Origin of the sequence: Acinetobacter sp. WCHAc060042, assembly GCF_003231195.1 — a bacterium.
GTDB lineage: Bacteria > Pseudomonadota > Gammaproteobacteria > Pseudomonadales > Moraxellaceae > Acinetobacter.
Genome location: NZ_QKVN01000013.1, coordinates 16,668 through 30,955, shown reverse-complemented (window position 1 = coordinate 30,955; position 14,288 = coordinate 16,668). Strand labels below are relative to the sequence as shown.

The following is a 14,288-nucleotide window of genomic DNA, read 5'->3' as shown; positions in this document are numbered from 1 at the left end:
CCCTTTCCTTATATTTTGGCTTATTTTGAAGAAAATTTTTCAATCATAAATGGCACGATGTCATCCACCGCAACCAAAGTTTGTTCAGCTGTTGCCAACTCTTTTACGGCAAACTGCGCAGCTTCCACTTCACGCTCACCCAAAATAAGGGCAAACAATGCGCCAGACTGATCGGCTTTTTTCATCTGTGACTTCATTGAACCCTGAGAGCCTACTTTCAAACGAATCGTGCTCGATGCTGCATCCAACTGATTGCGAATTTGCTCTGCAAGGACTAAAGCTTTGCCTTGAGACGCTGGATCTGCCAACAAAAACATTTCGCAGTCACGTACAGGTGTAGCATCTTCAACTTGTTCAAGAAGCAATAATAAACGCTCTATACCCATTGCAAAACCAACGGCTGGCACAGACTGATCTGCTTTGCCTTTGAGCTGTCCAACTAGACCATCATAACGACCACCGGCACAGACCGTGCCTTGTGAACCCAAATGCGTAGTGGTCCATTCAAAAACGGTTTTGTTGTAATAATCCAAGCCACGCACCAATTTCTGGTTAATGACAAAGCTTACACCTGCATCCGTTAAATATTGCTGCAAGGTTGCAAAGTGATTCAACGTTTCCTCACCCATAAAGTCATGCAACTTCGGTGCATTTTCCAAAATGGCTTGAGTTTTTGCATCTTTAGAGTCAAGAATGCGCAGTGGATTGGTGGTTAAACGACGCTGTGAGTCTTCATCCAAATCACCCTTGTGTGATTCTAAGAACTCAACCAATGCCGCACGATAAGCAGCACGCTCATCAGACTCACCTAAAGTATTCAATTCAAGTTGAACTTTATCTGCCACACCCATGCGTTTCCACAGACGTGCGGTCATCAAAATCAGCTCAGCATCCATATCTGGGGTTGCTACACCAAAGGTTTCCACGCCAAATTGGTGGAACTGACGGTAACGACCCTTTTGTGGCTTTTCATAACGAAACATCGGGCCAATATACCAAACCCGAGGAGTGGCACCACGAAGCAAGTTATGCTCAAGCATGGCGCGTACACAGCCTGCTGTTCCTTCAGGACGCAAAGTCAAAGACTCAGGCGGATTACCTTTATCCAAGAAGGTGTACATTTCTTTTTCAACGATATCCGTTGCATCCCCAATTGAACGTTTGAACAAATTGGTCTGTTCAACAATAGGTAAACGAATTTGTTGGTAGCCATAAGCATCCATCAATGATGCGAGATGCTGTTCAAGACGTCTCCATGCAGAGGTTTGCGTAGGAAGAATGTCATTAAAACCTTTGATTGCGACTATTGAACTCATGATCTACTCAGAAAAACTTGTGCGAATAATCTCTTTAGCTTTAGCGTCTTCAAGATCGCTAACACGTTGACGAACCATCGCTTCGATTTCGTCAACCAACTGATTTGTGTCAATTAAATGGCTCTTTTCGCCATTACGATACACCAGTGAACGTGGACTTGCACCAACTACACCAATATCGGCTTCTTTGGCTTCACCCGGACCATTCACTTTACACCCAATCACCGACACATCCATTGGGGTACGAATATCTTCTAAACGTTCTTCTAAAGCCTGCATCACTGAAATCACGTTAAACTCTTGACGTGAACAGCTCGGACAAGCAATAAAGTTAATGCCATTTGAGCGAAGACTAAGTGATTTTAAAATATCAAAGCCAATCTTAATCTCTTCTTCAGGTTCCGCTGCCAAGGAAATACGCATGGTGTCACCAATGCCATCCAACAGCAAACCGCCCAATGCAATCGCAGACTTCACCGAACCTGTTCGATAAATCCCCGCTTCTGTTACACCAAGGTGTAAAGGATTATCAATTTGCTGTGAAAGTAGGCGATAAGCGTCCATGGTTAAAAACACATTGGATGCTTTCACTGAAACTTTGAACTCGTGGAAATCTAAACGATCCAGAATATCAATATGGCGCATCGCCGACTCTAGCAATGCCTGACCAGTCGGCTCACCATATTTCTTTTGAATATCTTTCTCTAGTGAACCTGCATTCACCCCAATACGCATAGAAATATCGTTATGACGCGCCGCGGCTACCACTTCACGGATTTTGGCTTCAGAGCCAATATTTCCTGGGTTAATGCGCAAACAGTCCGCTCCCAAGTCTGCAACACGCAGTGCAATCTTGTAATCAAAGTGAATGTCTGCAACCAAAGGCACCGATGAACGCTTACGAATCTCACCAAAAGCTTCTGCCGCTTCCATCGTTGGCACAGAAACACGCATAATGTCTGCACCTACATCTGCACAACGCTGAATTTGTGCCAATGTTGCCTCAACATCACAAGTTTCGGTATTGGTCATACTTTGAATGCTGATCGGTGCATCACCACCGACATAGACTGAACCCACACGAATTTTGCGAGTAGGCTTGCGTTTAATTGGATTTACAATCATGGCTTTTCCTTGATCCCATTAACGTGACAAGCGGAAATCTGCTTTTCCACCGACGGTATATGGTGACAATGAAATACTTTCATTATTTAAGCTGAGTGACACAGCAGCCGCATCATCAATACGAATTTGAAAAGGGGTCTCTCCAGACAACTCAAGTGTTGAAGCCTGACGACCTGTTGCCAAAACTTTACCTGTTGAATCAACAATATGCACAGATGTTGGGCGATTGAACTCAAGTTTCAACTGATCCCCTGTGGTTGCAGCAGCACCATTCATATTAATAATTTGAACATCTGATTCTGCTTGTTGAGCTGTCGTCTCATCAGCACCACCTGACCAATTTTGAATGACACCAAATAATGCTGCCAAAATGGCAATAACAACAATTGCAACTAGTCCGCGTTTCAACCACTTACGATTGCGGTCGCGATTAGAACCTGGCAATTTGCCCATAATTTTAATTGGCGAATTATTCAAAGCATGATTCGGCAGAAGTCCCGTATCATTGGCATAGATGTCATCGAAACGTTGGATAATCGTAGTTGCATCCACTTTCAGGTACTTCGCATAGGTACGATAGTAACCTTTAATAAACGTAGCTTCTGGAAGTGCCGTATATTCGTCCTGCTCAAGTGCAGTTAATGTCTTGAGTGGAATATTGAGCTCTTTCGAAACGTCGCTTAATTCACGTTTTTGTGCAATACGAATTTGACGAAGATAATCACCTGGACGCTGGATATTTCCTAAAGCATTGCTAGAACCATTCGATTGTGGTGAATTAGGATTTACTTCCATACGGCCTCAGTAGTGTACTGTAATTGCAAATAACGTTTGTATTCTTGACTATCTGGGTACAAGGCACGTAGCTGATTGACCAGTACTTGCGACCCCAAAGTGTCATGGTTTGCACGTGCAATTCGGATACCGATCCAAAGCGCACGCGCATCTAAGTTTTTCTCGCCAACGGCTCGCACAAATTGTTCATAATATTGTGTCGCTTCAGCGTATTGTTGGCGTAAATATAAAATTTCCGCCATTTCGATCATGGCAAGATAGGCATTTGAACTCACCTGTAGGGCTTGTTTAAAAGCAGCTTCTGCTTCGGCTACTCGACCTACCTGAATATACGCACGACCTAAATTTTCGAATGCTCGATAACGTTGATCATAGCCCAAAGTTGAAGCAGCAACTTGAAGTTGATCAATCGCGTCATTATAACGCCCAATTTGATATAAATACGTACCGTAGTTGTTACGAGCCTGTGCATTTTTTGGCTCAGTCGCAATGGCATGCTTGAAATAGCGCTCAGCTTTTGCCACATTTTGCGGACTACCTTCGCGTTGTAACAGCACACCCATCATCATATTTGCAGATGCATCACGTGAGTCGATGTCTAAGGCCTGATCTAATGTACGTTTCGCCGTATCATAATCGTTTGACTTAATATATTCAGCTGCCAACTGAGTTCTAACTTGTACTGCTTTCGTCGGATCACCTTTCGTATTCACGGTTTGGCAACCCACTAAGTACCACACAGACACACCCAATGTCAGTGCAAGGTAAAGTTTAGAAACGGGTTTTTTCAATTGGCATCCCCTTATATTATCCTTGTGAACGTAGAATTTCGTTTTTCTCTGCTACTTTCTTTTTCCACTGCTCTGCACGACGAGTTCGATCCGCTACTTGGCCCACCAACTGTCCGCAGGCAGCATCAATATCATCGCCACGCGTTTGACGAATCGTACACACAAATCCTGCATCAGACAAAGTTTTTTGGAAAGAAATAATGCGGTTGCGACTTGAACGACCATAAGGCGCATGTGGAAATGGATTAAACGGAATCAAATTAATTTTACTTGGTAAGTTCTTCAACAATTTAATCATCTGCTGCGCATGCTCAGGATGATCATTCACCCCATCCAACATCACATATTCAATCGTGACATGCTTACGTGCACTTTCATTGCCATCTTTGGCGATATACCGCTGACATGCTGCAATCAGTTGTGCCAATGGATATTTTTTATTGATTGGAACCAACTCATTCCGCAGTTCGTCATTTGGCGCGTGTAAGGAGATTGCCAATGCAACATCAATATCTTGTGCCAATTGATCAATTTTCGGGACCACACCTGAAGTCGATAAGGTCACACGGCGTTTAGACATACCATAAGCAAAATCGTCTAGCATGATACGCATTGAGCTCAATACGGCATCATAGTTCAGTAGTGGCTCGCCCATCCCCATCATCACCACGTTGGTTACCGAACGCTCACGCTCAGCTACAGGCACATCTTCCATATAAGAATAGTTTGCAACCCACAACTGACCAATAATTTCATCTGGGTTTAAGTCGCGCTGGAAACCTTGTTTACCCGTTGAACAGAATGAACAATCCAGTGCACAGCCGACTTGAGATGAAATACATAAAGTACGGCGTAAACCACTACGATGTTCAGCAGGAATCAATACGGTTTCAACCAAAGAGCCTTCGCCCTCACCGACACGAAAAACCCATTTACGGGTACCATCTTTAGAATAATTCTTATGCACCACTTCAGGTGCTTTAATTTCACACAACTTTTCAAGTTTTTCACGTAATTTACCTGAGATATTGGTCATCTCAGCAAAATCAGTCACAAAAAATTGGTGAATCCATTTCATCACCTGTCCTGCGCGAAACTTTTTCTCTCCCATATCTTCGAAGAATTTTTCAAGCTGCGGACGTGACATGCCAAGTAAGTTCACTTTCGCAACAGAATTTTGCTGTGCAGGAGCGGATGGAGATTGTTGCTGTTCAGCCGAAACTGTAGAGACAGCGACCACTTCAGTACTCATGTGTATTACCTAAACCATGTCTAACGATGAAAGGAGAAGCTCAATAAACGAGCAGAAATATATTCAGGGAATAAAAAAACCAGATAAGTATAATAACACTTATCTGGTTTGAATACTTCGAATTAACGAGTACGCGGAGCAATCTCAGTTTGAGCGAAGAAGTAGTTCACTTCACGATCAGCAGATGCTACAGAGTCAGAACCGTGAGCAGCGTTTTCGTCGATGCTTACAGCGAAGTCAGCGCGGATAGTGCCTGGAGCTGCTTCTTTAGGATTCGTTGCGCCAAGGATTTCGCGGTGAGCAAGAACTGCGTTTTCGCCTTCAAGCACTGAAACAACAACTGGACCAGAAGTCATGAACGCAACTAGGTCAGCAAAGAAACCACGTTCTTTGTGCTCTGCGTAGAAACCTTCAGCTTCAGTTTGAGTCAAGTGTTTCATTTTAGTTGCAACGATTTGAAGACCAGCTTTTTCAAAACGAGCAAAAATGTCACCGATGTGGTTTTTAGCAACTGCGTCTGGTTTTACGATAGATAAAGTACGTTCAATAGCCATGATTGGCTCCTTAAGTCAATGTAGACATGAAAATTTTGGCGCATTATACCGAGATAATGCACAATTATCTGCTTTTACTCTGTAAAAAGTTGCTTTTTTCGATGCACGGATTATCGTGCTTCGTCAATCCATGCCATCTGAATTGCCTCAAGCAACCCTTCAGTTGACTTGTTAGGATCATCACTAAAGTCTGGTAAGGCACACACCCACGCATGTAAATCTGTAAAACGAATCCACTGCGGATCGACATCTGGATGAGCTTCATAGAGCTCAATAGCAATATCAATAGTGTCCGACCAACGTAAGCCCATAGTGGCGTCTCATCACAATATAGAAGATGCTGCACTGTAGCAAACTCTGAAATTTAAGCGTTAGTCTGTTTTGTGCAAAACTGCACTTTTTTACAACACGATATTTAAAAGTGGTGCACTACAAATTAAAGCCACTGCTACAACCGCGCCAATTGCAGCCCCGACCAAAACATCACTTGGATAATGTAGCCCCAAAATCATCCGAGATGCAGCGACCAAAACAGTAAAAGGCAACATAAGGATCAATAAAATTGGCTGTACGAAACCTAGCAATGTACTCACCATCACCGCATGTAAGGTATGACCTGAAGGGAAACTAAAATGATCAAGCGGTCGCTCACCCATTCGAATCACCTGATGCACTTGATAAGGTCGTGGACGAATCGTTTTTATTTTTAGAACCTTATAAATCAAAGTACCGCATAGTGAACCCAAAACCAAATACACAATTTGCAGACTGTAGACTAGACCTTGCAACAGCCAAGTTAAAGCCAACATGGTGTACCAAAAAACACCATCGCCCAATCGGCTGATTCGTTTGAAAAAATTGGCTACTGTCTGTGAATGGGAAAAATGATTAAGATAAACACAGCCCTTTAGATCTAAATCTAATATTCTTATTTTTGCAGTTTTAAGATTCATACCACTTCTCCTTAACAACAACGTTGAAAGTTCAGCTGGAAAATCATTGTTATGCCGACGATTTTAGCCCGTCTAAGGGATTTTATTACGCTTCATTTTAAAGGATATTTTTGACAGTTTGATGATCTTCACTAAACTCATCCATAAATACCCGCACTCATTTACAATTTTAACCACGAAGTGATGATGCTTTTAGACTCGCCACCTGATATAAAGCTTGCTCAAACTGTTTCACAGGATATTGCCAACCAACACTTTCAATATCTTGACGCGCTTGAGCACCCATGGTTTTAAGTACAGTTTGCGCTGGCAACTGTATAATCGTTTGCATAAAATGTGCCACCTGTCCAAAAGGACTCAGCCAACCTGTTTTTCCATGTTGGACATATCGCTGCGGGCTTGCATAATTATACGCCACCACAGGTAAACCACTTGCCATCGCTTCAAGTACCACATTGCCAAAAGTTTCTATTTGACTAGCAAAAACAAAAACATCCGCACTGGCATAGGCTTGAGCGAGTGACTGTCCTGTTAAGCTGCCTGTAAAAATCACATCTGAACCATTGGCCATCTCCGTTAAACGCTTACGATCTGGCCCACCCCCCACAATCACCATTTTAAATTTGCGTGATGACTGCTTCTTGATATTCAAATAACTTTGAATGAGCACATCCACCTCTTTTTCAGGAGATAAACGCCCTACATATAAAAGCACAGTGGTATTTGCATCTGCTTGCCAATACAGACGCATTTGTTCCGAGCGATGTTCTGGCTGAAAACGTATGGTATCTACCCCTCGTCCAACCTCAACCAAAGGACAGGTCACTCCAAAATCCTGAAGTTGATTTAACGTGGTTTGACTCGGCACACAAGTGAGTACCGTATGGTTATGAAACCAACGAAGATAGCTTTCAATCGGCTTTACCAGCAAAGCTAAATCAAAAAAGCGACTAAAATCATGAAAAGTTGAATGAAAGCCACTAGATACTGGAATTTGATGTGCTTGAGCGGCATACAGTGCAGTCAATCCCAAAGGGCCTTCCGTTACAATATGCACGACATCTGGACTGAAACGCTCAATCGCCTTGCTGACTTTGACATACTGAGGCATGCCAAATTGCATCTCCGTATATTTTGGAATACTTTTCGCCCAGACCAAACACTCCTGTTCGGCCTGAAACTCTGTGCATATATTTTTTTGTATTGGGCGAATCAACTGAATGCGATGCCCCTGTTTTTGCAAGCCTTTACATAATTGTAACAGTGAATTTGCGACACCATTGATTTCTGGTGACCATGTTTCAGTCACGATAGTAATTTTTAATTTAGGCTTAAGAGTTTCTTGAAGCAGGGAAAGCTCTTGCTGAAAATTTTGTTGATGTTGTTGTTTTAAATAAAACCGCTGTGGTTCGGGGAAATTGTGCTGTTTGAATAATTTTGTTGTCATTGAACCGATCATACTACACCAAACTTTTCTTATTTTAAGTAAAGCTTAACTGAACTATTTGACAGTTTGATGATTGAATGATGAAACTAATTTAACACTCCCCACGCAAAAAGATAGGCCACTTGGCCATATCTTTTATATATGAAGCATTACACTTCGTTTAAAACATTAAGTTAATATAAAGGTTATCTCGATAAACTCCAGCCGGCGTCAATGCCGTTGGTCGCTCCATCAATTGCACCAATACCACAAACTTACTTTGTGCAGTTGCAGGTTGTGAGATAGGACTATTCCAACGCGAAGCACTCGCACCCGAAATATTCATTTGCGTTCTTAGTTTATGATTTTTCTCATTCACTAAATAACTGCTACCCGTTGCATTCATTAAATTACGAGAATTAAACTTAATCGCATAATTACTATCGCATGCGACTGAAAAAGAAGTCGCAGCCTGACTTAGATAGGAAGAACTCAAATTCAGCTGGCTTGAGGTTAAGCGCTCAATTTGACACTGTTTTGCATAGGTCAAAGCTGATGCTCCTACACAAAACACGAATAAAACAACTCTCAGTTTCATGGCACTACTACTCCATCTATTTACAATGAAGATCCATTGCTGGTTGATTCTCTTCATTTACTGTATCTGTAATATTGAGTTCTGCTGAACAACTGCGCGCATCTTTGGTTTTAATCTGTATATTATATGTACCAGGAATCAAACCATAAAGCATGACACTACCATCAGTAGAAATCGGATAAACTTCCCCTTCACCATTATTATTAATATAAAGTTCAGAGCCTGGTGCAAAAGTATTATTATTACTGTCTAATGGTCTTATATTGACTTGTTTTGCATGAAAAACAGGAAAATCTATAATATAACCACGTTGGTTCAATGCTGTTAATTGTTTATTTGAATATTGTATTTTATCTTCCACAGGTAATTGATTTTGATCAAATGCAATATCATATTTTACATATGGAATAATATCATGAATAAACGCATAGCCTTTTTTATTGGTTTTATCAACATAAGTCAGTGACCTCAAAATATCAATATCCTGATAATCACCCACTTTAACCAATGTAAATGCATTGTCGACCATTTTAGTGAAACTGAGTTTATTACCTAACCAGACTACTGCACCTCGGTAGTTTAGCTGTGTTTCGCGATCATCACGACCTTGAATATGATAGAAGTCCAAATCACCCACGTCAGTTTTTACTACACCATTTGCATTAAACATCGTTTCATCATTACGACGATTGACCCCAACTGAATAATCGAAACCAACCTGATTAGAGTCATATTTAACCAATTGAAGGTTGGTATTCTGATCTGCTGACTGACTAAAATAAACCGACTTATCATCAAAACTATAACTAAGTGACAAAATCCCCCCAGAATCCTTACGATCACCAAAAGCATTGAAATAACTTAAACCAAAGGAGACTCTACGTCCGAAATTTCGATTAAAGCCAATATTAATGACTTTCTGATCACTATTCGGAAAATCGGGGTCATCATAATATTTTTGTTCGGCATAATTAATATTAACATTCTGTAAATACGGCACATTACTCATACCAAAGTAAGCAAGATTTTCAAATTTTGGGTAATTAGAAGAAATCCCTAATTCGTCTCCAAGAAATTTAAAATTCCTCTCTGTATATTTAGAACTTGCTCCCATTGAGAAACGGCCAAAGTCTTTACTTGCAGATAATCCATAAGAATAATTAAACTGGTTATCATCATCATGAGATGCAAGGACTACACTATCCAAAACGAAAATATTGCTAACAGCCTGTGTCCACATAAAGCCTACATTTTGTATATCTTTACTGTATGACAAGTTTGTTCCAAGCGTTGTAGAGTTTGTCAGTCCTTTTCGATAATAAGTATTTACAAAGAAATCACGATAATCACTACTGTCCATATTATAGTTATAACGTAATTTACCAACAGCAATACTATATTCATTCAAGCCTGAGCGTAGCAGCCGATTGGTTACCATGATCGGAAAACTCTGCACACTTCGATTTCCGAGTACATCTTCAACGACAATTTGAGCATTACCTGCTTGTTGAATTTGCGCACCCATTAATAAATTATAATCACCAGGACTGACTTTCTGGCTGTATATATTTACTCCATTGATATACAAATCAACTGTGGAAGGAACCCGCGCACTGCCTTGTAAACTTGGCATATTCCAATAAATAAAGTTTGGTCTCTCGGTATAATTTGTTCCCCAATTCAATCCCGCAAAGCGTAGAGAATTAATCAAGGGATTATAGGTTGTAGTGGTATCACCGATGGTTAACCGAGTCATATTTTTGGGAAATTCAAAATCAACACTACTACTGAGTCGCACCACCCGTTCATCTGTAGGGGTGTTCTGGTATAGCATGGAGTTTTTCATGATCCAGTAATCTTTAAAAACCCCTAACTCCATCAAGCCACTATAAGAGTCATTATTATTGCTATTGGCATATACGAAATCATAATTAATAAAGCCACCAAAACTGGCCTTTTCAGGAATGATGTTATTGTTTAATGCATTAAAGTCCGTTTCAAAAAGTTCTGTTGGAATCGTGAGCTTAATGGATTGCGATGAATCATCAAAAGTTGACTGAACACCACTTGATGACACCAAGCAGAATTCTGGTCGCGAAGCTAAGGTTTTTAATTGCGCAGTTGAAATTTGACGTTCTGCCAGTACCTGACATTCAAGATAATATTGATCGCCCTGCTTTAATAAGGCGACATCTGTATGATGATCTAGATCATTAATCCAAAGGTTCGCAATATTTTCTTCCAGCACACCCTCACTGGCATTTACATTGAGTGCTAAAAAAAAATGAATAACGATCAGTATTTTTATTTTCGTATTCATTACACCCCCCACCTTGGACTAATCCGAGAATTTGAGTTCCACCATTTTATCGTTCTTATCTGTAAACAATTGAACGTAATAATTTTTAGGGTTTGTTATTCGTGTATTGTTTAGATCATAAGACATACTTTTATTTGCAAGCAAATAATTCATGGTTTCCGTTTTAAAAACTTCTTTTTTATTTGCATCTACAATTTTCAAATTTGCGATTTGAATATGCGATTTTGCATTATTTTTAACAATCAACTTATTATTTTCAACGTTGAAATTTAGTTTAACATCTTCCTGCTTACCAACAAAGAGGGGTAAATTAAAGCTGACCAGAAAATTTACTGAAGATTCTTTTACAGCCTGTGGAATTTCATCAACAATCACACGCCATGTCCCTTCTTGTTGCCCTTCTAAAACCGACTCTACCGGACGATTAAAACCGACGCGAATGGTTTGCTTGCCATTGGCTTGTAAAATAAAATTCTTAGGGTTAATAATTAAACTATTGTCAGGTTCGAGCACATTTTCGCCATTGTCTTTTTGAGTCCACTTAAATGCTTTAACTTCAAAAATTCGCTTTTCTGTCTCATCTTTAGATTCTAGGGTTAATGTTGTTGTTCTTTGCTTTGCGGGATTTTGAATATACATTTGGACTGGGTCAACTGAAACACCAGCATGTGTTCCCGACATATACAGCATCGAAGACACCAGAATTGCTATTATTCTTTTCATGTTACACCCCTTATTATAATTTTAAAAAACCTAACCTGATACTGTGATCAAGTTAGGCTTAGTTTGACCAGATTAGTAGTAAACTTTAATTTTATAAGTATCGTTGTATGTACCCGCACGTTGGAAGGCACTTACTGCTGCATTTGTAACAGATACAGAGTATACATCATCAGCTAGACCATTGTGATTTGAGTTACCAAATGGAATCACACCACCGCCTGTTTTATTTGTAACAATTGTTGTTGGTACACGAACACTACCATCATCTTCATGTTTCACATAAGTGCTGGCACTTGTACCAGTGTTTGCTGTTTGAATGTTAAGCGTATAGTGGGTATTACTACGCACAGTGTAGGTTGAACTCTGAGTTCCGCCATTTTTATTCAACGTAATGGCACTACCACCGAGCACTTCACATTTTTTAGGAATTTCCAATTTAATTGGAATATCTTTTTCACAACCAAGTGAAGTACAGTTACCCCAATTATATCCGCCACCACCACGTGCTGCTTCGCCACCTTCATCATCAGCAAAAACTGCTGTTGAGCCAAGACCTAATGCAACTGCCATTAAAGATGTTTGAACTAACTTATTCATAGCCATTCTCCGGGACGTTTATTTTTAAAACCTGATTAATTGTTATGGTTACCCTTAATCAAAACTGGGCCTTTCTTGGCTACCAAGCTTTTTGTTAAGCGTGTTTTAATTGTAGTTATTCTGAACAAAAAACCACCTATACGCCCCTTTTCACTCAAAAAGACAACAAGTACGCATTTTTAAAAAAAGTAAATTTAAATAACTATTTTTATTTATGTTTTTATATATCCTATATTTTTTAAGTCCCAAAAAATAGTTACACAACTTTCAGGGATGCACTTTTTTTGTGCGTTTTAATATTTAAAATAGTTCCCTGTTTTATATTGAAAATTTATGACATTTTAGTTTTACATTTCATTACATCTTCGATTGAATAATTTCTTATTTTGCTGAAAATTTCATTTTTCATTCTTTTTTTAGTTGAATTTTCAACTATTTTATACATTTATACCGATTACTTCATGAAAACCGAAAGTTTATTCACATCCTATTTACCCAGTTCTAGGGATTGAATAAGATGACCAAAACCTCACTTTCAAACTTAAAAATTACATGAATGTGCGTTTTAGAAAACTTAAACCGACACTTCAAACCTAAATGTAATCTCAAGTACTCTTTTCTAGGATTTTCTTTATGAAAAAATAAAATCCACAAAAACATTATTAATCCAATAATTTTATATAGCTTTTAGTGGCATCAATACAATTTAGTTTTTAGATTGGCATTATTGGAAGCTGCGTATACATCACACTATAAATAAATCAAAATTCTTTTGATTTATTTATACCAGTATTATTAGATTGGTAGCACTTTAGCTAAAAAATTTAAGGCACTTATTCTCTCCCTCATAATACTATCTGAAACTAGATACAACATTTACGATATATCATTTGATTTCTTGTTTCATGAGCAACCAACGCTCTACATCTACGCCAACACGATAGAGAGAAATACTTTTTCGTTGACATGTAGCCTTTAGTCTTTCAATTGGATCTGACAATTCTACATCCTGTTGTGCTTTATTTTTCTGCTTCCTCATCTGGTCTCTATAACAATTCTCACCAATATAAATTTCCATAAAAGCTTCTTCTGGTATGTCGCGCAAATAGATTGGCCTTGTTTCTAATTGCAATCTCTTCCAAACCAGACCATCTATTATTTCTTCTTTTTTACTCGAATAGTGATATGCAAAATTTGCACTGCTGATATTTTTAACAATACGCACTTCTTCCTCATAAGCCCAACATACAGACTTATATAGAAAAGCATGTTTTAAAAAACGTTCATGCTTTTTCCAACTCATAACTGAAGAATCCCCTATCGCCATTAAATCCTCATCATTGATATTATTTGTAGCTTTGGGTGCCGTATTTACATATATAATTTCTCCCCGATGTGCTGGAATAATGTATTGCTCATCATTTTCAAAACCTGCTTTGACCGTATCTATTCCAATCACCATTCCTTTATAACAATCTCCATAATGAGACCACATTAGAGGATTTAGTGGTGCACGAGTAAGCGAAAGAACGGCATATTTTCTTGATAGGCGATTTCGGCATGCCCCAAAGCGAACAGCTTGAGAAATACTGCCCTCCGTCAGACCTAATGCAGTAGCCTCAAATGGATCATTAAAATCCTCTAAATGCGAAAAACCTAAAGCACACGTTTCCAGAATCTTTAAGCCAGCTTCAAAACTCACATATTTATACAAAATCATTGTGCTTATCCAAACAAAAATCTGCCAAAGCCAATTTTTTATAGCATATAAATCAGCTAGACTAAAAACTTAGTCATCTCTTTATCTACGAGTTTGTTCCTTGAATCCAAGGTACAAA

Annotated in this window: 14 protein-coding genes; all 14 read right to left on the bottom strand. The window is 39.3% G+C overall.

Annotated features, from left to right (window positions below; genetic code table 11):
* Positions 1-20: 20 nt before the first annotated feature.
* Positions 21-1,316, bottom strand: coding sequence for a histidine--tRNA ligase (gene hisS, locus DPG01_RS07450; protein ID WP_086210452.1), 1,296 nt, complete (start codon positions 1,314-1,316; stop codon positions 21-23).
* 3 nt (positions 1,317-1,319) lie between these two features.
* Positions 1,320-2,441, bottom strand: a complete 1,122-nt coding sequence (gene ispG / locus DPG01_RS07445) for a flavodoxin-dependent (E)-4-hydroxy-3-methylbut-2-enyl-diphosphate synthase (protein ID WP_086210453.1) — start codon at positions 2,439-2,441, stop codon at positions 1,320-1,322.
* 18 nt (positions 2,442-2,459) lie between these two features.
* On the bottom strand, positions 2,460-3,236 hold the full coding sequence (locus tag DPG01_RS07440; protein WP_086210454.1) for a helix-turn-helix domain-containing protein: 777 nt from the start codon (positions 3,234-3,236) through the stop codon (positions 2,460-2,462).
* Entirely contained in the window at positions 3,227-4,027 is an 801-nt protein-coding gene (pilW, locus tag DPG01_RS07435; protein ID WP_086210455.1) for a type IV pilus biogenesis/stability protein PilW, read from the bottom strand. The genes DPG01_RS07440 and pilW overlap by 10 nt, the downstream gene beginning before the upstream one ends.
* A gap of 16 nt (positions 4,028-4,043) precedes the next feature.
* Positions 4,044-5,279 carry a 23S rRNA (adenine(2503)-C(2))-methyltransferase RlmN gene (rlmN, locus tag DPG01_RS07430; protein WP_004697671.1) on the bottom strand — a complete coding sequence of 412 codons (1,236 nt, stop codon included), beginning with the start codon at positions 5,277-5,279 and terminating at the stop codon, positions 4,044-4,046.
* Positions 5,280-5,401: 122 nt separating this feature from the next.
* On the bottom strand, positions 5,402-5,833 hold the full coding sequence (gene ndk / locus DPG01_RS07425; protein ID WP_004983508.1) for a nucleoside-diphosphate kinase: 432 nt from the start codon (positions 5,831-5,833) through the stop codon (positions 5,402-5,404).
* Positions 5,834-5,943: 110 nt separating this feature from the next.
* Positions 5,944-6,144, bottom strand: coding sequence for a Fe-S cluster assembly protein IscX (gene iscX, locus DPG01_RS07420; RefSeq protein WP_086210456.1), 201 nt, complete (start codon positions 6,142-6,144; stop codon positions 5,944-5,946).
* Positions 6,145-6,234: 90 nt separating this feature from the next.
* A complete protein-coding gene (locus DPG01_RS07415; protein WP_086210457.1) occupies positions 6,235-6,786 on the bottom strand; it encodes a phosphatase PAP2 family protein in 552 nt (183 codons plus the stop codon).
* 169 nt (positions 6,787-6,955) lie between these two features.
* A complete protein-coding gene (locus DPG01_RS07410) occupies positions 6,956-8,245 on the bottom strand; it encodes a glycosyltransferase family 4 protein (protein WP_110974652.1) in 1,290 nt (429 codons plus the stop codon).
* A gap of 148 nt (positions 8,246-8,393) precedes the next feature.
* Entirely contained in the window at positions 8,394-8,810 is a 417-nt protein-coding gene (locus tag DPG01_RS07405) for a hypothetical protein (RefSeq protein WP_086210459.1), read from the bottom strand.
* 16 nt (positions 8,811-8,826) lie between these two features.
* Positions 8,827-11,130: a fimbria/pilus outer membrane usher protein gene (locus DPG01_RS07400; protein ID WP_086210460.1), complete on the bottom strand. Its 2,304-nt coding sequence runs from the start codon at positions 11,128-11,130 to the stop codon at positions 8,827-8,829.
* A gap of 18 nt (positions 11,131-11,148) precedes the next feature.
* Positions 11,149-11,853, bottom strand: coding sequence for a molecular chaperone (locus DPG01_RS07395; RefSeq protein ID WP_086210461.1), 705 nt, complete (start codon positions 11,851-11,853; stop codon positions 11,149-11,151).
* A gap of 72 nt (positions 11,854-11,925) precedes the next feature.
* Complete coding sequence (locus tag DPG01_RS07390) at positions 11,926-12,450, bottom strand: hypothetical protein (protein WP_086210462.1); 525 nt, start codon at positions 12,448-12,450, stop codon at positions 11,926-11,928.
* An 886-nt stretch (positions 12,451-13,336) separates the two neighbouring features.
* The gene (locus tag DPG01_RS07385; RefSeq protein ID WP_228156974.1) at positions 13,337-14,170 is read right to left on the bottom strand and encodes a DUF2971 domain-containing protein; all 834 of its coding nucleotides are present in this window, start codon (positions 14,168-14,170) and stop codon (positions 13,337-13,339) included.
* Between the last annotated feature and the right edge of the window lie 118 nt (positions 14,171-14,288).